22 protein-coding genes and 1 pseudogene are annotated in these 21323 nt (G+C 45.2%); 13 read left to right on the top strand and 10 right to left on the bottom strand.

Going from position 1 to position 21323, the window contains the following annotated elements:
- Nucleotides 1-61 precede the first annotated feature (61 nt).
- The 3 genes and pseudogenes from F893_RS03075 to mhpT form a co-directional block, all read right to left on the bottom strand.
- The gene (locus tag F893_RS03075; RefSeq protein WP_005250213.1) at nucleotides 62-1009 is read right to left on the bottom strand and encodes a bile acid:sodium symporter family protein; all 948 of its coding nucleotides are present in this window, start codon (nucleotides 1007-1009) and stop codon (nucleotides 62-64) included.
- Nucleotides 1010-1134: 125 nt separating this feature from the next.
- A complete protein-coding gene (pncA, locus tag F893_RS03070; protein WP_005250211.1) occupies nucleotides 1135-1764 on the bottom strand; it encodes a bifunctional nicotinamidase/pyrazinamidase in 630 nt (209 codons plus the stop codon).
- Nucleotides 1765-2060: 296 nt separating this feature from the next.
- Nucleotides 2061-3266: pseudogene (gene mhpT / locus F893_RS17825) on the bottom strand (3-(3-hydroxy-phenyl)propionate transporter MhpT).
- Nucleotides 3267-3988: 722 nt separating this feature from the next.
- Between mhpT and dapA the strand changes: the two are divergent.
- The 3 genes from dapA to purC are packed head-to-tail and all read left to right on the top strand — an operon-like array spanning nucleotide 3989 to nucleotide 6263.
- Nucleotides 3989-4888 carry a 4-hydroxy-tetrahydrodipicolinate synthase gene (gene dapA, locus F893_RS03060; protein WP_005250202.1) on the top strand — a complete coding sequence of 300 codons (900 nt, stop codon included), beginning with the start codon at nucleotides 3989-3991 and terminating at the stop codon, nucleotides 4886-4888.
- 14 nt (nucleotides 4889-4902) lie between these two features.
- Nucleotides 4903-5508 (top strand): hypothetical protein, encoded by a 606-nt coding sequence (locus tag F893_RS03055; protein ID WP_005250200.1) that lies wholly within the window; start codon nucleotides 4903-4905, stop codon nucleotides 5506-5508.
- Nucleotides 5509-5543: 35 nt separating this feature from the next.
- Nucleotides 5544-6263, top strand: coding sequence for a phosphoribosylaminoimidazolesuccinocarboxamide synthase (gene purC / locus F893_RS03050; protein WP_004281247.1), 720 nt, complete (start codon nucleotides 5544-5546; stop codon nucleotides 6261-6263).
- A 307-nt stretch (nucleotides 6264-6570) separates the two neighbouring features.
- Here purC and F893_RS03045 read toward each other — a convergent pair whose 3' ends face one another.
- Nucleotides 6571-7842: a replication-associated recombination protein A gene (locus tag F893_RS03045; RefSeq protein WP_005250198.1), complete on the bottom strand. Its 1272-nt coding sequence runs from the start codon at nucleotides 7840-7842 to the stop codon at nucleotides 6571-6573.
- 263 nt (nucleotides 7843-8105) lie between these two features.
- Between F893_RS03045 and F893_RS03040 the strand changes: the two genes are divergently transcribed.
- Nucleotides 8106-10244 carry a putative bifunctional diguanylate cyclase/phosphodiesterase gene (locus tag F893_RS03040; RefSeq protein ID WP_005250196.1) on the top strand — a complete coding sequence of 713 codons (2139 nt, stop codon included), beginning with the start codon at nucleotides 8106-8108 and terminating at the stop codon, nucleotides 10242-10244.
- A gap of 19 nt (nucleotides 10245-10263) precedes the next feature.
- Here the strand turns inward: F893_RS03040 and F893_RS03035 are convergent, their stop codons facing one another.
- A complete protein-coding gene (locus F893_RS03035) occupies nucleotides 10264-10716 on the bottom strand; it encodes a YcgN family cysteine cluster protein (RefSeq protein ID WP_005105303.1) in 453 nt (150 codons plus the stop codon).
- 192 nt (nucleotides 10717-10908) lie between these two features.
- Between F893_RS03035 and F893_RS17300 the strand changes: the two genes are divergently transcribed.
- Nucleotides 10909-11067, top strand: a complete 159-nt coding sequence (locus F893_RS17300) for a DUF1328 domain-containing protein (protein ID WP_004647174.1) — start codon at nucleotides 10909-10911, stop codon at nucleotides 11065-11067.
- Nucleotides 11068-11190: 123 nt separating this feature from the next.
- On the opposite strand, the gene murJ is transcribed toward F893_RS17300, so the two are convergent.
- Together murJ and ampD are read right to left on the bottom strand one after the other, a co-directional pair.
- On the bottom strand, nucleotides 11191-12741 hold the full coding sequence (gene murJ, locus F893_RS03025; protein ID WP_171066768.1) for a murein biosynthesis integral membrane protein MurJ: 1551 nt from the start codon (nucleotides 12739-12741) through the stop codon (nucleotides 11191-11193).
- Nucleotides 12742-12801: 60 nt separating this feature from the next.
- Nucleotides 12802-13392, bottom strand: a complete 591-nt coding sequence (ampD, locus tag F893_RS03020) for a 1,6-anhydro-N-acetylmuramyl-L-alanine amidase AmpD (protein ID WP_004281241.1) — start codon at nucleotides 13390-13392, stop codon at nucleotides 12802-12804.
- Between the two features lie 182 nt (nucleotides 13393-13574).
- On the opposite strand from ampD, the gene nadC reads away from it, so the two are divergent.
- Nucleotides 13575-14420 (top strand): carboxylating nicotinate-nucleotide diphosphorylase, encoded by an 846-nt coding sequence (nadC, locus tag F893_RS03015; RefSeq protein WP_005250192.1) that lies wholly within the window; start codon nucleotides 13575-13577, stop codon nucleotides 14418-14420.
- 100 nt (nucleotides 14421-14520) lie between these two features.
- Here the strand turns inward: nadC and F893_RS03010 are convergent, their stop codons facing one another.
- Nucleotides 14521-14718, bottom strand: a complete 198-nt coding sequence (locus tag F893_RS03010) for a hypothetical protein (RefSeq protein WP_005250190.1) — start codon at nucleotides 14716-14718, stop codon at nucleotides 14521-14523.
- A gap of 181 nt (nucleotides 14719-14899) precedes the next feature.
- Nucleotides 14900-15616 carry a ribonuclease PH gene (rph, locus tag F893_RS03005; protein ID WP_004281238.1) on the bottom strand — a complete coding sequence of 239 codons (717 nt, stop codon included), beginning with the start codon at nucleotides 15614-15616 and terminating at the stop codon, nucleotides 14900-14902.
- Between the two features lie 210 nt (nucleotides 15617-15826).
- On the opposite strand from rph, the gene F893_RS03000 reads away from it, so the two are divergent.
- The gene (locus F893_RS03000) at nucleotides 15827-16528 is read left to right on the top strand and encodes a TetR family transcriptional regulator (RefSeq protein WP_005250188.1); all 702 of its coding nucleotides are present in this window, start codon (nucleotides 15827-15829) and stop codon (nucleotides 16526-16528) included.
- 53 nt (nucleotides 16529-16581) lie between these two features.
- Here the strand turns inward: F893_RS03000 and F893_RS02995 are convergent, their stop codons facing one another.
- Nucleotides 16582-17196, bottom strand: a complete 615-nt coding sequence (locus F893_RS02995) for a thiol:disulfide interchange protein DsbA/DsbL (RefSeq protein ID WP_005094908.1) — start codon at nucleotides 17194-17196, stop codon at nucleotides 16582-16584.
- Between the two features lie 227 nt (nucleotides 17197-17423).
- Here F893_RS02995 and ubiG point away from each other — a divergent pair, with 227 nt between their 5' ends.
- The 6 genes from ubiG to F893_RS02970 all read left to right on the top strand — a co-directional run bounded on the left by ubiG (nucleotide 17424) and on the right by F893_RS02970 (nucleotide 21243).
- Nucleotides 17424-18152 (top strand): bifunctional 2-polyprenyl-6-hydroxyphenol methylase/3-demethylubiquinol 3-O-methyltransferase UbiG, encoded by a 729-nt coding sequence (gene ubiG, locus F893_RS02990; protein WP_005250185.1) that lies wholly within the window; start codon nucleotides 17424-17426, stop codon nucleotides 18150-18152.
- Nucleotides 18149-18838: an HAD family hydrolase gene (locus F893_RS02985; protein WP_005250183.1), complete on the top strand. Its 690-nt coding sequence runs from the start codon at nucleotides 18149-18151 to the stop codon at nucleotides 18836-18838. Before ubiG ends, F893_RS02985 begins: the two co-directional genes overlap by 4 nt.
- Nucleotides 18839-18877: 39 nt before the next feature.
- Complete coding sequence (locus F893_RS02980; protein WP_005094903.1) at nucleotides 18878-19624, top strand: YciK family oxidoreductase; 747 nt, start codon at nucleotides 18878-18880, stop codon at nucleotides 19622-19624.
- Nucleotides 19625-19780: 156 nt separating this feature from the next.
- Nucleotides 19781-20200, top strand: coding sequence for a hypothetical protein (locus tag F893_RS02975; protein WP_005250180.1), 420 nt, complete (start codon nucleotides 19781-19783; stop codon nucleotides 20198-20200).
- A 185-nt stretch (nucleotides 20201-20385) separates the two neighbouring features.
- Nucleotides 20386-20541 (top strand): hypothetical protein, encoded by a 156-nt coding sequence (locus F893_RS18065; protein WP_005105291.1) that lies wholly within the window; start codon nucleotides 20386-20388, stop codon nucleotides 20539-20541.
- Nucleotides 20542-20856: 315 nt separating this feature from the next.
- Nucleotides 20857-21243, top strand: coding sequence for an RcnB family protein (locus tag F893_RS02970; protein WP_005105288.1), 387 nt, complete (start codon nucleotides 20857-20859; stop codon nucleotides 21241-21243).
- The last annotated feature ends 80 nt before the right edge of the window (nucleotides 21244-21323 follow it).

The following is a 21323-nucleotide window of genomic DNA, read 5'->3' as shown; positions in this document are numbered from 1 at the left end:
TAATTTTTAAAATTATAAAACATCATGCTCTGGCTTGTTGTGCGCTGTCCTCAAACTGCAATTAGGTGTCTGTTTTTTCAGTTTGTCTGGCAGCCCAATAAGTGGCTAAAGCTGGCCCTGAAATATTATGCCACAGACTGAAAATGGCACTTGGTAAAGCGGTAAGTGGTGATGCGGAAAAATGGGTTGCCGCCAAGGCCACACCCAGACCAGAATTCTGCATCCCCACTTCAATGGATACCGCACGACAGTCTATTTCTGCTAAGTGAAATATACGGCTGGCCCAATAACCCAGTAAATAGCCCATACCATTGTGTAAGGCCACGATCCCTAAAATCATTAACCCGGACTCCAGAATCTGGGTTTTGCTGCCAGCAATAATCGCCGCGACAATTGCCACAATCGCAATCACAGAAATCAACGGCATGACCTGAATATAGGCCGTGACTTTTTGCTTGAGTAGCGCCCGTACGATTAAGCCCAGAATAATTGGGAATAACACCACCTGTAAGATCGACACCAGCATCGACCAGGCATTGATCTCAATCCACTGACTGGCCAACACATAGAAAATGGCCGGAGTTAAAATGGGCGCCAGTAAAGTCGAAACCGAGGTACAGGCGACCGACAAGGCAGTATTGCCCTTGGCCATATAGGTAATCACATTGGATGCAGTTCCGCCCGGACAGCAACCCACCAAGATTACCCCGATGGCAATCTCTGGTGGCAGCTGGAACAGCTTGCACAGCAAAAAGGCCAAACCCGGCATCACCATAAACTGGGCGACGACGCCAATCGCTACTGCCTTCGGACTTTGCAAGACACTTTTAAAATCTCCGACGGTCATGGTCATGCCCATGCCGAACATGATGATGCCCAACATCCACGGAATATAAGCCCGTAACCAGACAAAAATTTCAGGGATCATCAAGGCAATGCCGGAAAAAAGCAGCACCCATAAAGCAAAGGTTTTTTGGACAAATTGGCTAAACTGGAGCAAGGCTGACATGGGTTTCATCCAGGTGATATTAAGGGAGAAAAAGCAAGATAAAACAGGCACCCGTTGATGCCTGAATTTTTATATTCAAATATAAATAAGATCAAAGGGATATTAAGTTCTATCCCTATCCAGTGTTAAGCTGCTTGAACAATATCTTTCACATAGATACGTTTCACGCCATGCGACAGCATATCCTGCCAGGCATGTTGCAAGGAACCATTCAGGTCAATGCCCTTGGTGGCATCGGCAATCACATAGGTTTTAAAGCCCAGTTTGCAGGCATCGATTGCAGTCCAGGCCACACAAAAGTCCGTAGCAATCCCGACCACAAATACGGTATCAATCCCACGCTCACGCAGATAGCCAGCAAGACCTGTCGTGGTTTTCTGGTCAGCTTCCATAAAGGCCGAGTAACTGTCGATCTGGGAATGAAAACCCTTGCGAATGATGAGTTGTGCTTGCGGTAAATTTAAATCCGGATGCAGTTCGGCATCGCGTGTCCCTTGCACACAATGCTTTGGCCATAAAACCTGAGTGCCATAATCCAGCTGAATACTGTCATAGGCGGCTTTGCCGGGGTGGTTGTCTGCAAAAGAAATATGGTTGTCCGGATGCCAGTCTTGGGTCAGGATAATATGCTTAAAATGCTGTCCCAATAGATTGATATTTGGAATAATCTGGTCAGCATTGGCTACAGCCAGATTGCCTCCCGGGGTAAATCCTCTTTGTACGTCTACGACCAGTAAAGCGATATTATTCTGCATCTGTTTTCATCCATTGAAATCTCGATTTATGCCCAAGCATAGCGCAAAATACCCCAGAATTTTTAGCCCTGCTGCTAAAAATGGCATGACTGTGTATTCTCGGCATGTGTATATGAGCAAATCAATAGATTCATTGTTTTTGACAAATATGAGATGAGTTCCGAGCTAGATCTCTGCAAAAAAATAAGTTTTAAGATAAAGTGATGAATCTTTCTAATAATAAAACAGTGTGTTTAATTCTTAAATTCTGAAAATAAAAAAGCCTGCAAGAGCAGGCTTTTTTAAATCGTTGAACCTTACACTTTGGTGCGGTTCACTAAAAACAGCATACATAATGCAGAGATAATGATACATGGGATCGCAGCAGTAATGACCCCCGCAGCACCGAAACCTGCTGTCAATAACTGACCCGCGATGACTGGACCCAGCATGGCACCAATACGGCCAACTGCAGATGCAACACCAACACCAGTACCACGCACTTCTGTCGGATAAACGATACTACCGAAGGCATACAGTACACCCTGACAGCCAATCACGAAGGCACCGGCCAATGCGGCTGCCATATACATCTGGTTCAGCGAGCTTGCACCATTCAGCGCCAGTAGACCTGCCAGAATACCGCCGTACATCAACAGGATCACATAGGCTTTCTTCCAGCGGTCGGTCAGCATACCCAAAATAATCGTACCAATCGTCGCTGTAACCATGAAGTAGAATTGTGCAGTTGAACCATCTTTACGGGTAAAGCCAAGTTCCATAAACAATGATGGCAACCAGCTCAACATGATGTAAACCACCATCAAGGTAAAGAAGTAGCTCACCCAGATATATAGCGTACGTAACAGGTTGTCCGAATTAAACAGGTCCTTGAATGAACCCTGCGGTGCAACAGCAAGTTCTGCAGCCGTTTTGTTCTGTGCTTTCAGGTATTCCTTCGATTCAGGCAAAAATAACATCATCAGCGGAATGGCAAGAATCGGTAACAGACCTCCGAGATAAAAAACATTATTCTAGTTAGCACCAAATTCAGTCGCTGCAATTAAAGACAAAATCGCTGCACCGACTGGCATACCGCAGTACATCAAGCCCACTGCACGGCCACGATTTTGTGGAGAGACTGCTTCAGAAGCAAGTGTGATCAGAATTGGCATCGCGCCGCCCAGACCTGCTCCAGCCAGGAAACGCACTGCCAGCAAGCTGTTAAAGCTATTGACCCAGACGGTACATAAGGTAAATACAGCAAATACTGCTGTCGACCAGATCAAGACTTTCTTACGGCCAATGCGGTCCGCAAATCGCCCACCAACCAGTGCACCCGGTAATAAACCCAGAATCCCTGCACTAAAAAACACACCCAACTGGGAACTATCGAGACCAAAATGCTCACGAATACCTGCAGCAGCAATTCCGGCTGCCTGAATATCTAAGCCTTCAATCACCGCAATCAGAAAACAGATCGCGACCGTGACGATAGCATGCTTATTGTCTGATTTTTCCATTGGATTATCCTTGTTCAATCAGCGTTACAAAAGACAGCCATCATCTATGAGCCTGATTGCAGAAATAACTATCAATAAGTTGAACATTTTGCTTAGATATTCCCAAAGGAGTAGAGGCAGATAAAAATAGGATAAGACCAGATAAAGTCGCAAAAACACTTAATCAGAACACCATAAAGTTCAAGACCTAGACTTTAAGGCTTATACATCAAGTTAAAAAATTAACCGATAAGAAAAAAATTCTCAATTTATTGATATTTAAAAAGATTAGTCTTAGTCGTTTTTGGCTTTATTTGTTTTGGTGCGAGAGTGCGATCAAGATGTACGAGGTCTCAATTTATCCAATATAACTATTAATCCAAAATTAAAAGGCATAAAAATGGCAGTTTTCAGCTGATCTTTTTGCACAAGCCTTATCATTATTGGGTTCATTTGGGGTAATCTCCTCCATTGTCTAGACTGGAGACATAACTTTGGTCTCAGGATTTTGCTTTATAAATCATCTTATTTATTACTTGATTGTTTCCAAAGGGCTTTGTATAAAGAATTCAGTAGCTTTTACTAAAGCATATTGTTCTTATGCGTTTGATCAGTCATAATTTGCATAAGCAATATTCAATTCAATGCAAATCTATTGAATTTGCTATAAATCAAAATACAAATCCATCCCAATTTATGTTTTCTCATTCCTTTCGGATGGACAAATAGGATAGTTTTTTAAAATGACTCAGCAAGCACAGACCATTCAAGGTTCCATAGTCGCAATCGTCACCCCTATGTTTGAAGATGGCAGCGTAGATTGGAAGGGTCTCGAGAAGCTGGTTGAATGGCATATTGCAGAGGGCACCAACAGTATTGTTGCTGTTGGAACGACAGGCGAAGCCTCTACTCTCAGCATGAGTGAACACACCCAGGTGATCAAAGAAATCATTCGTGTGGCCAACAAACGTATTCCTATTATTGCCGGCACAGGTGCAAACTCGACCCGTGAAGCGATCGAACTGACCCGCGAAGCCAAAGAGCTGGGGGCAGATGCCGCTTTACTGGTGACGCCATATTATAATAAACCGACTCAGGAAGGCTTGTATCAGCACTATAAAGCTATTGCTGAAGCCGTTGATCTTCCACAGATTCTTTATAATGTTCCGGGCCGTACCGGTGTGGATATGGCCAATGAAACCGTGATTCGCCTGGCGGATATTCCACAAATTATCGGTATTAAAGATGCGACTGGCGATGTACCGCGCGGTACTGAACTGCTGCAAGGCCTTGTCGGTAAAGATATGACTGTTTATTCGGGTGATGATGCAACTGCGTATCAACTGATCGGTCATGGCGCCAAAGGTAATATCTCGGTCACGGCGAACGTGGCTCCGAAAGCCATGAGCGAAGTGTGTGCAGCTGCGATTGCCGGTGATGCAGCCACAGCTGAACAGTTAAATGCTCAGGTTGCAAATTTACACAATATTTTATTTTGCGAATCGAACCCAATTCCTGTGAAATGGGCACTCCATGACATGGGCTTAATTGGTACGGGTATTCGCCTTCCATTAACACCACTTGCAGAACAATATCGCGCTCCGCTTCATGAAGCACTGGTCGAAGCGGGCGTTATCAAATAAAAGAGCACAAGATTATGCAATTACGTTTAGGACTTAGCCTTACACTTTCAGTATTCAGTTTGGCAGGTTGTAGTTCAATGGCCTTTAATAACGGCACTTTAGACTATAAAGAGACTACTACCCTGGAAGCTTTACAATATCCTGAAGGCGCCATGGTTCGTCCTGCAACGCCATTGTATCCTGCTCCAACAGTTGATCCGCTTGCAATTGAACATGCACCGAAGCTTGAAAACCAGCGTGGCAACCGTTTTGCCTTGCCACGCCCACAAGCCCAGACTGAAAACTCAAATACAGCTGATCTAACCGAAACCAATACGGTGGGTCGACCACAGTTGGTCACTGACGGAAATCTTAATCCGCTGCTTAAAATTGAGGGAAATTCTGCTACAATTTGGCAATATACACTTGCCACCCTCAGCAGTCTGAATCATAGCATCGTTGCGCAGAGCAAAAATCGTTATGAAGTCACGATTAAAGTCGACCAGCAGACCTATGTATTAAGATTATCTTCTGTCGGTTCAAGTAATAACCTCGCTGTGTTCAATGCCGATAACAGTTTTGCCGACCGTGAAAAAGCCGCAGAACTGCTCAACCAGATTTACCAAAATTGGCCAGCCTAGACATTTCTAGGCATTTTTTTGTAAAAGGTTCCCTCATGTTAAAACAAACCTTGCTCTATACTGGTAAAGCGAAATCTGTCTACACCACAGACAGTTCAGACCATCTGATTTTAGTCTTTCGCGATGATGCCTCAGCATTCAATGGCGAAAAAATTGAGCAACTAGATCGTAAAGGCAAGGTGAACAACCGTTTTAACGCCTTCATCATGGAAAAACTGGCAGAAGCGGGAATTGAGACCCACTTTGAAAAGCTGCTGACTCCAAATGAAGTGCTGGTGAAAAAACTGGATATGATCCCGGTTGAATGTGTAATCCGTAACTATGCAGCAGGTTCTTTATGCCGCCGCCTGGGTGTGGAAGAAGGCAAGGAACTGACGCCTCCAACATTCGAATTGTTCTTTAAAGATGATGCGCTTGGCGATCCAATGGTCAATGAATCACAAGCCATTGCTTTAGGTTGGGCAACTGCTGAACAATTGGCGAAAATGAAAGAATTGACTTACCAAGTGAACGATGTGCTTAAAGCATTGTTTGACGCAGGCAATATGATTTTGGTTGATTTCAAACTTGAATTCGGCGTGTTCCATGACCGTATCGTACTCGGTGATGAATTCTCTCCAGACGGTTGCCGTCTATGGGACAAAGACACTAAGAAAAAACTAGATAAAGACCGTTTCCGCCAAGGTTTAGGCGGCGTGGTTGAAGCCTATGAAGAAGTGGCTGGCCGTTTAGGTATCAATCTAGACAACATCTAATCTGTAAATGCGCAGATTCGAAAAAACCGAGCTTTTTAGCTCGGTTTTTTTATTTCCGGCTTTTAATCGGAAAAATAAATTTTTATTATTAAAATGATCGTTTTTACATCAAAAACCACATGCATTAATATTATTTCATACCAGGCAAATCAGTGAGTTGATGTACTTAGCTCCATATTTACCGACCAAATTTCTCCTCTACCCTCTAGGATGTTATCTCCCTCAAAAAACATCCTACTTTCAGCCCAATTCACCTTGGATTGGGCTTTTTTTTACTCTGTTCAATTAGTTGGGATATCCAGCTTTATTACTGCTGTTGTTGCTGTTGCCAACGGCGTTGCTGTAAACGCTCCCCTTCAACTTCACGTTTATTACGTGCTGATTCATACAGTTTGGTATTTTTCAGTTCTGGTGGCATATATTCTTGCAGTACAAAATGCTCAGGATAGTTATGCGGATACAGATAATCCACGCCATAGCCCTGCTCTTTCATCAGTTTGGTTGGCGCATTCCTTAAGTGCAAAGGCACTGGCAGATTTGAGGTTTTGTCTGCAAGTTCCATCGCCTTGTTAATCGCCAGATAGGTACTGTTACTTTTGGCACTGGTCGCCAGATAAACCGCACATTGTCCCAAAATAATCCGGCATTCCGGCATGCCTATGGCCTGTACCGAACGGAAACATTCCCCTGCCAATAGCAAGGCATTTGGATTAGAGTTACCGATATCTTCGGATGCGGCAATCAGCATACGCCGTGCAATAAACACCGGATCTTCGCCGCCTTTGAGCATGCGAGCCATCCAGTACAAGGCTGCATCCGGATCACTGCCACGAATTGATTTAATAAAGGCCGAGACCAGATCATAATGCTGTTCACCGGACTTGTCATAACGGGCAATATTCTGCTGTGCGACTTTGACCACCACCGCATTGGTGATGATATTTTCCATATCCGCTTCAAAGGTACTGGCAATCAGATCCAGTAAATTCAGTGCCTTGCGGGCATCTCCTGCTGCAAACTGGATCAGGGCATCAAATTCTTCAATCAGGATATGTCTTTCCTGTAAGAAAGAGTCATTTTGCAAGGCTTGCGTCAACAAGGTCTGAATCGATTCAGCACTTAAAGCATTCAGGCTATACACCTGACAACGTGACAATAAGGCACTATTCACTTCAAAAGACGGGTTTTCCGTGGTGGCTCCAATTAAGGTAATTTTCCCTTTCTCGACCGCATTTAATAAAGCGTCCTGCTGGGATTTATTAAAACGGTGAATTTCATCAATAAATACCACGGGTGTCAACAAATCGCCACCCTCGGCAATGATTTCACGCAGTTCTTTTACGCCGGTATTCAGGGCAGACAGACTGATAAAAGGCCGGTCTACCGCTTGAGCCAGCAGTAAGGCAATGGTGGTTTTACCGACCCCGGGTGGTCCCCAGAAAATGATCGAAGGCAGATGACCCTGATCAATCATCTGGCGTAAAGGCGCCTGCTCACCCAGCAAATGTTCCTGCCCGATAATCTGTGTAAGGTCGCGTGGCCGTAAACGTTCTGGAAGCGGGATATGACTATCTGACATGTTATTATTGGCTCAAACTAAATTCTGATCTCATTCTAACACCAGCAGTTTTGATTCCAAGAATGCAAACATCAAGCATAAAAAATTAATTTATGTAGATATCCTCTATTTTTTTAATTCTGAATGAATTAATCTCTATAAAAGCGAATAATTTGAACATGATTAATTGTGAATTAATTACAGTGTAATTTTCATATTGTTTATTCTAATTAAAAGAAACTTATCTCGCCCCTTGGGCACTTTTGGGTTGTAGTGGTGAATGCATGAAGCATGATAAATTTGAACAGGGAGCTGTGAGTCGGTCTAAGCCACTGACGTCATCATCACTGATTGCACCCCACGTTCACTTGTCTGAATCGGTTTTGTTAAAAAATCTGATCGATGCCTTACCGCAACCCTTGTGGGTCAGCAACAAAAAACATCTGCAATATTTTAACGATGCCTTGACTGATTATCTTGGCGTGAACCTGAATGAACAGGGTCATCCGCAATGGCAGAGTTTTATTCATGCCGAGGACCTACAGCTGTTTTTAGCGCAGTGGCATGCTGCACTGGATCAGCATCAGAATTTTGAAACCCAGTGCCGGATTAAACGCAGTGATACCCATTATCGCATGTGTACCCTAGCCGTAAAATTTCATCATGAACCTGAACATTTGCTGCAATGGGCCGTTTCCCTGACCGATGTGCATGATTATTTTGAAATCCAGCAGCAACTTTCTCAGATTGTTTCAACCCAGGAAAACATGCTGGATGCCAGCGCAGACTACATTAACATTATCAGCCCTGAAGGCGAGATTCGACATAGCAACCAGTCTGGCTGTCTGGCACAAGCAAGTGAGACCGCAGGACAAAATCAAGACCGTTCATTGTGCTGGTTAAATCGCTTAACCCCTGAAGCCCGAAAATCCGGGCAGCGTGCTTTAAAACAGGCGGCCCAAGGCTTAAACAGCCGTTTTTCCAGCAAAGTCCAGATCGAAGATCAACCGATCCAATATTGGGATCATCTGCTGACGCCAATTCTGGATCAGCAGAATATTACCCAAAATATCCTCTGTGTATCACGCAATATCAGTCAGCAAAAAATTGCAGAAACCCGTTTAAAAGAAGTGATTAAATGCGATGAATTGACTGGCCTGTATAATCGCAGTACCTTCTATAAAACCTTTAAACAGGTACTGTTAAAAGCCAAACAGCAACAGACCATGGCAGGTTTACTGCTGATTGATCTGGACTATTTCCGGCATATTAATGACACCTTGGGCCATATTGCTGGCGATCATCTGTTACATGTCTTAGGCAAACGCTTCCAGACCTGTTTTGGTCCGAATACCATCATCGCCCGTTTGGGTGGTGATGAATTTGCCGTACTGGTGAAAAATCTGGAAAGTGAAGAGCAACTGCTGGCAACGGCGCAAATGGCCTACGCCCAGCTGGATCAGCCGATCAATTATGTTGGCAATAGCCTCAATAGTGCCATGAGTATTGGCTGTGCCATCTATCCACGAGATGCGCTCAACACCTCTAATCTGTTGAAATGTGCTGATATCGCCTTAAATGACCTGAAAAATAGTGGTCGTGGTGGCATCCGCATGTTTAATCAGGAAATGTGCGGTTCACTGGAAAATATAACCAAGCAGCTGACTCTGGCTCGCAAGATTATTCTGGCCGATCAGATCATTCCCTATTACCAACCTAAAGTACGTCTTTCTGATGGTGCAGTGATTGGTTTCGAAGCACTATTACGCTGGCAAGATCAGAATCAGAACATTCAGTTACCTTCCGAAATTTTTGCTGCCTTTCAGGACTATGAGCTGGCCTCACGCATCAGTGAGACCATGCAACTGAAAGTCTTTGCAGATATGAGTCGCTGGCAGGCGCAAGGTCTGGATCTGTTACCGATTTCCATCAATGCTGCACCGGTCGAATTCCTGCGCGATGACTATGCCGAAAAACTGTTGGCACGCCTGTCCAACTTTGATATTCCCGCACATAAAGTTGAACTAGAAATTACCGAGCAGAGCCTATCCGAACATGGTGCCAATTATGTGGTTCGCGCCCTGAACCTGCTGAAACAGGCCGGAATCCAGATTTCGCTGGATGATTTCGGCACTGGACATTCTTCGCTGACCCGCTTGCAGGACTATCCGGTGGGTTGCATCAAGATTGACCGCAACTTTGTAGAACGCATGAACAGTGACCCATCTGCCCTGGCCATTGTCAAAGCCATTACCCAGATTGGCTCCAGTATTGCACTGGATGTTCTGGTCGAAGGAATTGAGAATACAGAACAGCTGGATACCCTGATCCATTGTGACTGTCAGATTGGACAAGGCTTCTATTTCTATCGTCCGATGGCCGGTGCTTCGGCCCAGGCTCTACTCCATCCGGCAGATCAATAAACGAATCACGCAGGCAGATTCAACGCACCCAGCGTACGATATAATCTTCAATGTCGTCTTGATGAATATCTGCTTCACTCAGGCAGCGCCCTGCTGCCGACTTGCGTGCCTGAATCACGCTTTCTCGTGAACCGCTAATCAGATAATGCCAGGATGGCAGGCTTTTGCCCTGCTCTACCCGGCGATAGGCACAACTCGAAGGCAACCAGTGAATCGTTTCCAGCTTCTCTGGCGTGAGCTGAATACAGTCAGGCACATACTGCAAGCGATCTGGATAATTGGAGCAACGTGCAGTGCTACAATCCAGCAGCTTACATGCCACTTTGGTATAGGCGACTTCCTGAGTATCTTCATCTTCCAGTTTAATCAGACAACACAACCCACAACCATCACACAAGGCCTCCCACTCGACTTGCGTCAGTTCAGCAAGTGAATAGTTTTTCCAGAATTCGGGACGTAAAGTATCGCTCATGATCAGGCCGGCACATTCAAAAATCAGCTTATTATAGCAGCCAGAATCCTGCAGACCTACCGCCTCAAATTCTTATTACTATCACGTAAACTATTGTTAAATCATAGACAGTTCATCAACAAAACACTAACAGTCGCTGGAATCGTTTATTTCTATACTAAATTTGAAAATAAAAACACATGGAGAATATATATGTTTCGCTGGGCTATTATTTTTGCTGTTATTGCATTAATTGCAAGTCTACTTGGTTTCGGTGGCGTCGCAGGCTTGTCTAAGGATTTTGCAATTATCTTGTTGGTAATTGCGGTGATTCTTGCGATCGTTGGTTTTCTTTCGCGCGGCAAGGTCTAGATTTACGCTAGACCTTTTCAAAGCAAGTGTTAGCTTTCAAAAAACAAGAGCCTTCTGGCTCTTGTTTTTTTATGGGTATTTTAATGATCTGTTTTGATCAGGCATGCTTCGTTCAATATAAGCTTAAGGCTTTAAATGACGTGGTCTAAAACCTGCCACCAGCAAGGCTGCAACATATGCCACCACACCGACAACACATAGGATCACGACTTCTACAACACGCATCCATTGCGACACATCTGCGTTATACCAGCTTAGGGCATAGGCTAAGGCCGCAATCATCACCACATTAGCAAACATGAATTGCAGGAAGATTTTTTTCCAGTGTGCACCAAAACGGAAAATATCACGTTTATGCAGATAATAATAAAGCAAACCAGCATTGACCATCGCTGAACCCGTCGATGCCAACGCAAGGGCCATATGCTCCGCTTCCCAGTCAATCAGCTTGAAGAAGCCGATAAAAATCACGTTCAGAATCGCATTGGCTGCCACAGCCATCAGACCAACACGCACCGGGGTTCTGGTATCCTGCTTTGCATAAAAACCGGGTGCAAAGACTTTAATCAACATAAAGGCAATCACACCACCGCTCATACATTGCAGCGCCAAAGCCGTCATCTGGGTATCTTCAAAGGTGAACTGGCCACGTTCAAACAGGGCCTGAATGATCGGGGTCGACAGCATAAACAGTGCAATACTGGCGGGTAGGCCTGCCATCACAATAACTTTGGCTGCCCAGTCCATCATGCCACGGAATTTTTCCGGATTTTGCTCAGTATGCCGTGCCGATAAGGACGGCAAAATCACGGTACCAATTGCAACACCGATCAGACCCAGCGGCAATTCGGTCATACGCTCGGCACTGTACAGCCAGGACACCGAACCATCCTGCATGAATGAGGCCCAGATGGTATTTAACAGCAGGTTAATTTGCGTGACAGATACACCAAATAATGCCGGCAGCATCAACTTCATGATGCGATCAACGCCTTCATGCTTGAAGTCAATTTTCGGTGGAATCAGCAGATTTTTACGCCACAATTCAGGAATTTGGATCGCCAGCTGTAAAATACCGGCAATGATCACAGCCCAGCCCAGCGCCATAATCGGCTCGGCCATATAAGGCGTAAGCCAGAGCGCCCCGGCAATCATCGCCACATTCAGCAAGACCGGCGCAAATGCCGGGGTACTAAAAGAGCCATAACTGTTCAGAATACTGCTGGCAAAAGCCGTCAGTGACATGAACAGCAAATAAGGAATGGTCAGGCGGAACATGTCGGTCGCCAGAGCGAACTTTTCAGGATCGCTATGGAAACCGGGTGCATAGATATACATAATCAATGGCGCAGCAATGATCGCGACCATGGTAAGCGTGGTCATGACCGTGGCCAGACAGCCAAACACCCGGCTAATCAGGATCTGGACTTCGGTATGCGTGCGACTGGTTTTATATTCAGTCAGTACCGGAATAAATGCCTGTGAAAATGCGCCTTCGGCAAATAAACGCCTGAAAAAGTTTGGAATACGAAATGCGACTACGAAGGTATCGAAGTCTTTACCAGCACCAAAGACATTCAGTAAAACAATGTCTCGAACCAATCCCAGTACGCGTGACAACATGGTCATCGCACTGACAATGACGGTCGAACGCCAAAGCGCCATCCTATTCACCTAATGTATAAATTTGTGGCTATTGTAATGAAACTTTTATCAGAAGTTCATTGCTTAATTTCATCGCTCAAGCGAGCTTGAGGTGTTTTTATAATGCTGTAGCTGTGTACGAAAATCAGCCCAGTTAAAATATGGTCCCGGATCGGTCTTGCGGCCCGGTGCAATATCCGAATGTCCGGCAATATGCTGCTGAATTTTAGGATAATAATCTTGCAAACAGGCAGCCACTTTGACCAGGGCTTCATACTGTGCGGTTGCAAAAGGCAAATCGTCACTGCCTTCCAGCTCGATCCCGATCGAATAATCATTACATTCTTTTTTGCCCAAATAGGTCGAGCGGCCGGCATGCCAGGCACGGTCATTGAAATTAACAAATTGCAGTACTTCTCCCGTTCTTAAAATTAGCAGATGGGTCGACACCTGCATCCCTTCAATGGTTTGAAAATAGGGATGTACTGACCAATCCAGCTGGTTCTGAAAAAACTGTTCAATATAACCGCCGCCAAACTGGGAAGGTGGCAGGCTGATATTATGAATCACCAGCAATTGAATCTCGGTCTGTTCTGGCCGCTGATTAAAATTGGGAGACGGGATTTGACGTGCACCGATTAGTTGCCCGTCCTTGACCTGAAACTCAGCTGCCTGTTGCATAAAACCGTTCTCCCCAAAAATAAAATCTGCAAGATCAGCATTGCAGCCGGCTTCATGCTAAAACTTTCAAGGACAAATCTCAATTCATCCCGGCAAACTGGATGAAAAATCGCTCATCTTTTATGTAACGGTGCTAAGATAAGGCGCAATTTTCACGGCTTAAAAAAGATACGGAAATACTCATGCGCATATCTCAAGCTTTGCTAGACCAGTCCATTCAGATCAATATTCAACAGGCACTTTCTGAAGATATCGGTGACGGTGATATTACCGCCCTGCTGACTCCTGAAGATGAACAGGCCACTGCCACCATCATTAGCCGTGAAGACATGGTTTTAGCCGGCCAGCCTTGGGTAAATGCCTTGATTCAGGCCTATGATCCCAGTATTGAAGTGACCTGGCTGAAAAATGATGGTGATCATGTTCAAGCCAATCAAGCCTTTTTAAAACTGGCCGGATCTGCACGTAGCCTACTCACCGTGGAGCGCCCTGCGCTAAACTTTGTCCAGACGCTGTCTGCGGTTGCGACTAAAACCGCCCACTATGTCAAAGAGTTGCAAGGTCTAAACACCAAACTGCTCGATACCCGTAAAACACTTCCGGGTCTGCGTATTGCACAAAAATATGCCGTGGCCATTGGCGGTGGTCAGAATCACCGTTTGGGCCTGTTTGATGCCTTCTTGATTAAAGAAAATCATATTATGGCAGCGGGTGGCATTGCGCAGGCGATTGCCAAGGCCCATCAAATTGCACCGGGTAAGCCTGTCGAAGTTGAAGTGGAAACCTGGGATGAGCTGAATCAGGCGCTGGAAGCCCATGCCGATATCGTGATGCTGGATAATTTCAGTCAGCAGCAAATGATCGATGCGGTGAAACATGTAGCTGGTCGCTGCAAACTGGAAGCCTCTGGTAATATCACGATTGATAATTTACGTGAAGTCGCGAGTACCGGCGTAGATTATATTTCCATGGGTGTGCTGACCAAAGATGTCAAAGCCATTGATCTGTCGATGCGTTTCAATGCTTAAGCCTAAATGGGCTAGATGACCGTAGAGGGTGCGAAGCACCCTTTTTTTATTTTTAGAAATTTTTTTTGCGCATATTTTGCTCAATTTTCTATTTTAGACCTTAATCATCGTCGTCGTCCCGATTACCTAGACGATCGCGGTCATCATCGTCACCATCACGGTCGTTATATCTTCCGTTATCCTCATCACGATCCTGATTTAATACTGAACGCTCGTCATTTTCACGATTATTACCCCAGTCACAGGCAGTTAATCCAAACACGCCCAGCAATGAAATTGCACAAAGCCACTGTTTCATGCCGCATTCCTCATTGTGATCTCGCCTGATCCAATATCGATGCAAAACCGGTTCAGATATAGCCGATTCATGTCGGATTTTTGTGATGAAGCTTTGTGATGCAGTTTTTTCATACAGCAATTGCTGAAATTTCAGGCATAAAAAAACGCATCCGGAGATGCGTTTCTCAGCATGGGATGGATTACCAGCCTAAAGCTTCTTGCTGTTTTTTCACCAGTTCCTGAATGCCTTTCTCGGCCATTTCCAGCATGGCATTCGATTGTGCGCGGGTAAATGGCTTATCTTCTGCAGTGCCTTGAATTTCAATAAATTCACCGGCCTGAGTCATCACCACGTTCAAATCGGTTTGACAGTTTGAATCTTCTTCATAGCAAAGATCCAGTAATACTTCATCTTTGAAAATACCCACAGAAACCGCAGCCACCAAACCTTTTAATGGATCATGTTTGATTTTCTTTCTTTCCAGCAAGACGTTCATGGCATCGACCAAAGCCACCGCAGCACCAGTAATCGCTGCAGTACGGGTGCCGCCATCAGCCTGAATTACGTCACAGTCGATAGTAATGGTATTTTCACCCAGCTTTTTCAGATCGACCATTGAGCGCAAGCTACGACCAATCAGACGCTGAATTTCCTGAGTACGGCCACTCTGTTTGCCACGTGCCGCTTCACGGTCGCTACGGGTATGGGTTGAACGTGGCAACATGCCATATTCAGCCGTCACCCAGCCCTGACCCTGACCTTTGAGGAAACGCGGTACAGAACTATCCACACTGGCGGTGCACAGTACTTTGGTATGACCAAATTCAACCAATACAGAGCCTTCCGCATAACGTGTATAGTTACGGGTAATTTTCACTTCACGTAATTGATCTAATGCTCGCTGGTCGATACGCATAATAAGTCCTGTATGGGTTCAAAATAATTGCGGCTCAGTATAGCAGAAGCCTTTGCCAAGATTAGGCAGCCGGGGGATTGATTTACAAAATCAATGCATCAGCTCGCTACGAGATGTCGAAATTATGCCGATCTGTGCCACTACGATTTAATTTAATTTTTGCTAGACTAAAACTTCCTATAAGGGAAGCCGGTGACAGGAAACCCATTTATGTCCTTACGTGAAGATCGCAAGCAGCAAAGTCATCAGGCATTACTCGATGCGACACTGGCATTCAGCAGTCAGGGCCGCGCTTTCAGCACGATCAGTCTGCGTGAAGTTGCGAATGCAGTCGGACTGGTACCAACGGCGTTCTATCGGCACTTTCAGGATATGAACCAGCTGGGCCTGGAATTGCTGGATCAGGTTGCGATTCATATCAAGGGCGTACTCAATCAGCTGGGACAGGCCTATCTGTATCAGCCAAATACCCGAACCCACACCGGGCTTGAACTCTTTTTTCAGGCCGTCGAATATCATCCTGAACCCTGGATTTTTTTTGTTGCAGAACGTTGGGGCGGTTCGGACGTATTACGTGCCGGAATTGAACGGGAAATTCATTTTCTGGCTGAAGATGTCATGCATGAACTGGCCAAGATGCAATCTACCCGACATATTCAGGCGCCACAGGACTTGCAGGCTCTGGCACAGATGCTGATTGAGCTGTCCCTGAACTGGGCCATGGGCTGGATTCATCTGCAGCATCAGGCTGATCCAGAGCTACGTCGCGCCCAATCCAATGCCTTTAAAACCCAAAGCGTGCTACAGATGCAGCTTTTGCTGCGTGGCATTTTGCACTGGTACCGGAGACCTACCGAAACAGTTGAAACCGTAAGCCCTGTGCTCAATGAAGCGGTCACTCCTCCGGCCTAAATAAAAAAACCTGCATCATGATGCAGGTTTTTTTAGTGATCGTCAGTTCAGACTTATTTGGCTTTACGCTCTTTTTCGATCAGGTAATTCACCACCTGAATGACTTTGGCATCATTACCTTGCACAATATATTTACCATTCACGGTCACTGCCGGAACACCACTGAGCTGATACTGAGCAGCCAGATTTTTAGCTTGGGCAATTTTCGAAGTGATCGGGAAAGATTTATAAGTGCTGTTAAATTTCGCTTCAGAAATACCATAGCGGGTATAGAACTTGGCCAATTGCGCCTGTTCTAAAATTGGACGTTGCTTGTCATGAATATCATGGAATAATTGTAAATGTGCTTTTTGACGCACACCCAATGCTTCAGACACATAATAAGCACGCGCTGCCTGTTCCCAGAGTGGATTCATTGCAGCAGGTGTACGTACGAAACGTACATCTTTTGGTAATTTTTTCAACCAGCCCTGCATATGGGGTTCAAGCGCGAAACAGTGACCACAGCCGTACCAGAAGAATTCACGTACCTCAATTCTGCCCGGTTTTTCGACTTTGACTGGTTTTGCAACCACCTGATAGTCCTGACCTGCCACAAAATTGGCCATAGCATTGCCTGAAAAGGCCAAAACAGATGCGGCAACAGCGCCTAAAAGGAATTTTTTCATTCGGATTATCGTCCTCTAAATCATTATGCTTAGTTTATGTGTTCACTATAAATCAATTATGCCGGTTTCGTTTTCATTCTGTGAACTTTTTTGCTGCTTTTATCGCTTTTTCTGCCAGAATCGCTACACTAAACCATCGGACTGATTTTCAAGGTTTTAAATCAGTTTCTCTGGCCATTCGGCACATACATATTTTTAGCTAATCACGACTGATTGAGGTGACACCGATGTCGCAATTGAATGTTGATCCACAAGAAATTGCCAAGTTTGAAGCATTTGCAGCTATATGGTGGGATCAGCATTCCGAGTTCCGCCCCTTGCACATGATTAATCCACTGCGTTTAAACTGGATTGATGAACATGCCGGAGGCCTGAACGGCAAAAAAGTGCTGGATGTCGGCTGTGGTGGCGGTATTCTGGCCGAAAGCATGGCGCGTCGCGGTGCCGATGTGCTCGGGATTGATATGGGTGCAGCGCCTCTGAACGTAGCACGCATCCATGCCGAACAGGAAGGTGTGAACAATATTGAATATCGTCAGGTGCCGGTTGAGCAACTGGCAGAGGAACAGGCTGGCCAATATGACATCGTGACCTGCATGGAAATGCTAGAGCATGTACCAGACCCGGCATCGATTATTCAGGCCTGTCACAAGCTGGTCAAGCCAGGTGGTCATGTATTCTTCTCGACCATTAACCGCAATCCGAAGTCCTATTTATTTGCCATTATTGGGGCAGAATATGTCTTGCGCATGCTGGCCAAAGGCACCCATGATTACAGCAAATTTATCAAGCCGTCCGAACTGGCACATGACATTCGCAACTCGGGTTTAAAGCTTAAAGACATGACCGGTCTGCACTATAATCCGCTGACCAAGCGTTATTGGCTGGCACCGAATGTTGATGTGAACTATATGGTCTATACCGTGAAAGATAGCGCAGCAGAGACCACAGCATGAAAGCCGTTTTATTTGACCTCGATGGTACCCTGATTGATACCGCTGCCGATTTTATCCGGATTATCCAGCAGATGTGCCATGAAGAAGGCCGTGCACTGGTTGAACCCGAGCTGATTCGTACCCAGGTCTCCGAAGGCGCTCGCGCTATGGTGAAACTGGTTTATCCGGAACTGCAACTGGAAGATCCGGTCTTTCTGCAACACCGTCAGCGCTTTCTGGACATGTATGGCGCAGATATTGCGGTCGATACCGATCTGTTTGATGGCATGTATCCATTACTTGAACAGCTAGAGGAAAATGACATTCCTTGGGGGATTGTGACCAATAAACCGCGCTGGCTCAGTGAGGCTTTACTGCAAGCACTGAATCTGAGTGAACGCTGTGCGGTACTGGTGTGCCCTGAAGATGTCACCCGCACCAAACCTGATCCTGAACCGATGTATCTGGCAGCCAAGCAACTGAATCTTGCCGCAGAAGACTGTATCTATGTCGGAGATCATCCACGAGATATTGATGCCGGCCGTCATGCCCAGATGCCGACCATTCTGGCTGCCTATGGTTATTTGCCGTTGCAATACAAAGACGATTTAAATGCCTGGCAGGCCGACCATATCGTGCATACTGTGCCAGAATTACATCAATTGATTCAGACACTGGTACTGAAGCAGCATACTGCGGTATCTTGAACGCTTAACACTAAATAATAAGAAATGAGGAGGTAGATAATGAAATATTCAGCATATCAACCTCGCCCCGATCTGCTCAAGGATCGTATCATCCTGATCACAGGTGCGGGCGATGGCATTGGACGTGCAGCAGCAATCAGTTATGCCTTGCATGGCGCAACTGTGGTGCTGCATGGGCGTACCTTAAACAAACTCGAAGTCATTTATGATGAAATTGAAAGTTTGGGTGCGCCGCAACCTGCCATCTTGCCGCTACAACTATCAAGTGCTTCAGAACGGGATTATGAGCTTTTGCTCGATACGCTAGACCGTCAGTTTGGTCGTCTGGACGGCATTCTGCACAATGCCGGCATTTTAGGCGAACGGGTTCCCCTGGCGGATTATCCGGTCAACGTCTGGGATGATGTGATGGCGGTCAATCTGCGTGCACCCTTTGTCATGACCCAGGCCCTGCTGCCGCTGTTATCCAAATCTGAACATGCTTCAGTAGTTTTTGCCAGCTCAGGTGTAGGCCGCGAAGCCCGCGAACGCTGGGGTGCCTATTCGGTGTCTAAAATTGCCATTGAAGCGGTAAGCCAGTTATTTGCCAAAGAGCAGGTACATCCAAATATCCGTTATAACTGCATCAATCCCGGAGCAACGCGGACTGCCATGCGCGCCAAGGCCTATCCGAATGAAGATCCGAAAACCCTGCCTACCCCCGATTCAATCATGCCGGCTTATCTGTATTTGATGGGTAATGACAGCCTGCATATGAATGGCCAGAGTATTGACGCACAGGATTAAATTATTCTGTCTGTCATTCAGGGAGCAATTGCTCCCTTTTTATTTCGGTTTTAGTCGTATTCAGCGCATAAATCTTGAGTAAGTTCACCCCGCTCGCATTGAGTTTCATTAAAATAACATCATACTAAGCCCCAATATATTTCACTCGAGTGCATCATGACTGAATTAAACAATATTACGGTGACCCATTTAGACGATGGCATGGTGTCGCTGCTGATTGATCAACAGCCTATTTCAGAAAAATACGGCACCAAGTTTGAAGCCAGTATCGTGGATGACATCAAAGCACTCGAAAATGCTCAGAAACTCAAATTGTTCGAGCAATTTGTATTTTCACATCAGGATCTGAATTTTGAACATGCCTATTATTATGTGACTGGCATTGAAAAATTAGACGACTGTTATCGTCTGGCCAAGCATTTTGTTTATCGCATTAAAATTGAAGGACAACCTGAAATCGAGCATGTCATCAGCAATCAGGGTAAAGCCATGACGGCCGAAGATGTACGTGCCTTTATTCAGGCGCATGTGCAAAAATCACTCAACGATTATACTGACCTGAACTACGCTTATTAAAAGTCAGGTCATTGAATAATCTTGGGCACTTTTCGATAAAGTGCCCTTTTTTTTCTTAAAATCCTGCAAAAAATAACAATAAATCGGATTTACATATTAAATATATAAAATTATACGGTTTTCCAAATCAAACTCATTGAACTATGCTTTCTTGAACCACAGATAGATCAAATCAGGAGCGCAGCATGGCTGACCAAAAACGTAAAATTGAAACGATTCACCGGATTGAACAGTTGCAGTTATCTGAAGCATTGATTGTGGCACTTGATGATGCTCTTCAAGCTGAATCGGTGGCTGAAGCAATCCAGTCCTTGCAGGGTTTGGCAGAACAATGGAATTAATCTCAAACTAAACTGGAAAAATTCTTTGCCGTTTCAGTAAATCATGAACTTTTTTCTTGCTGATTCAATGCTGTTTTTTTGAGCTAAATCATCGATTTTCGCTTGCATGTTGGCCCTTGCTTTGATGAGATAAGGACATAGCTCGATAGGCCACTTTATAGAAGTGATGCCGTCGCCTAAAGTCATGTAAAAACATGACATCATCATAATATCTCTGCATTTGTTATAAAAATTGTGCCTGTTCTTCACAGTTTCTCTGCAATTTTTCCGTACATTAGGCACTGTAGAAGATGAACAATTTAATGAGGGTTCAACATGAAAAAGGTTTTGGTGGCACTGGCAATTTCTTGCAGTACATTCATGCTGAGCAATGTCGTCATCGCTGCCCCTCATTTCAATGATGAATCCCGTATGGATTCACGTCATGGTCATGACAAGAAAAAAGCCCGTGAGTTCCGAGAGGAAGAGCAACAGGATAACCGCCGTATGCGTGAAGAACGTGGGGTGAAACGCCTGCAACAGTTACGCTGGCAGCCGGGTTATGTGATGCCACAGCATTATCGTGGCAATGGCTATAAAGTTGAATACAAAGACCATCGCCTGCCTCGACCTGACCGCAAGCAGCAATGGTATAAAGTCAATAATGACTACATTCTGGTGGATTCTGAAAACAACAGCATTATCCGCATCGTGGGTGACTAGTTCATAAGCGCATTCAAATTTAATCTTCTTTAAGGCCCAACCATGTTTGGGCTTTTCTATTTTACTGGCTGAATTTTTTT

Source organism: Acinetobacter sp. CIP 102136, assembly GCF_000369685.1.
Classification (GTDB): domain Bacteria; phylum Pseudomonadota; class Gammaproteobacteria; order Pseudomonadales; family Moraxellaceae; genus Acinetobacter; species Acinetobacter fasciculus.
Note: the sequence above shows the minus strand (reverse complement) of the source record. Positions and strands in the feature narration are given on the sequence as shown.

Bases quoted from the DNA above. Each gene is read 5' to 3' on its own strand.
- ampD (WP_004281241.1), bottom strand. From the start codon at position 13,392: ATGCAACAGGCAGCTGAGTTTCAGGTCAAGGACGGGCAACTAATCGGT.
- F893_RS02985 (WP_005250183.1), top strand. From the start codon at position 18,149: ATGAAAGCCGTTTTATTTGACCTCGATGGTACCCTGATTGATACCGCT.
- pncA (WP_005250211.1), bottom strand. From the start codon at position 1,764: ATGCAGAATAATATCGCTTTACTGGTCGTAGACGTACAAAGAGGATTT.
- purC (WP_004281247.1), top strand. From the start codon at position 5,544: ATGTTAAAACAAACCTTGCTCTATACTGGTAAAGCGAAATCTGTCTAC.
- dapA (WP_005250202.1), top strand. From the start codon at position 3,989: ATGACTCAGCAAGCACAGACCATTCAAGGTTCCATAGTCGCAATCGTC.
- nadC (WP_005250192.1), top strand. From the start codon at position 13,575: ATGCGCATATCTCAAGCTTTGCTAGACCAGTCCATTCAGATCAATATT.
- F893_RS03040 (WP_005250196.1), top strand. From the start codon at position 8,106: ATGAAGCATGATAAATTTGAACAGGGAGCTGTGAGTCGGTCTAAGCCA.
- F893_RS02995 (WP_005094908.1), bottom strand. From the start codon at position 17,196: ATGAAAAAATTCCTTTTAGGCGCTGTTGCCGCATCTGTTTTGGCCTTT.
- F893_RS02980 (WP_005094903.1), top strand. From the start codon at position 18,878: ATGAAATATTCAGCATATCAACCTCGCCCCGATCTGCTCAAGGATCGT.
- F893_RS03055 (WP_005250200.1), top strand. From the start codon at position 4,903: ATGCAATTACGTTTAGGACTTAGCCTTACACTTTCAGTATTCAGTTTG.
- rph (WP_004281238.1), bottom strand. From the start codon at position 15,616: ATGCGTATCGACCAGCGAGCATTAGATCAATTACGTGAAGTGAAAATT.
- F893_RS02970 (WP_005105288.1), top strand. From the start codon at position 20,857: ATGAAAAAGGTTTTGGTGGCACTGGCAATTTCTTGCAGTACATTCATG.
- F893_RS18065 (WP_005105291.1), top strand. From the start codon at position 20,386: ATGGCTGACCAAAAACGTAAAATTGAAACGATTCACCGGATTGAACAG.
- F893_RS02975 (WP_005250180.1), top strand. From the start codon at position 19,781: ATGACTGAATTAAACAATATTACGGTGACCCATTTAGACGATGGCATG.
- F893_RS03075 (WP_005250213.1), bottom strand. From the start codon at position 1,009: ATGTCAGCCTTGCTCCAGTTTAGCCAATTTGTCCAAAAAACCTTTGCT.
- F893_RS17300 (WP_004647174.1), top strand. From the start codon at position 10,909: ATGTTTCGCTGGGCTATTATTTTTGCTGTTATTGCATTAATTGCAAGT.
- F893_RS03045 (WP_005250198.1), bottom strand. From the start codon at position 7,842: ATGTCAGATAGTCATATCCCGCTTCCAGAACGTTTACGGCCACGCGAC.
- F893_RS03010 (WP_005250190.1), bottom strand. From the start codon at position 14,718: ATGAAACAGTGGCTTTGTGCAATTTCATTGCTGGGCGTGTTTGGATTA.
- F893_RS03000 (WP_005250188.1), top strand. From the start codon at position 15,827: ATGTCCTTACGTGAAGATCGCAAGCAGCAAAGTCATCAGGCATTACTC.
- ubiG (WP_005250185.1), top strand. From the start codon at position 17,424: ATGTCGCAATTGAATGTTGATCCACAAGAAATTGCCAAGTTTGAAGCA.
- F893_RS03035 (WP_005105303.1), bottom strand. From the start codon at position 10,716: ATGAGCGATACTTTACGTCCCGAATTCTGGAAAAACTATTCACTTGCT.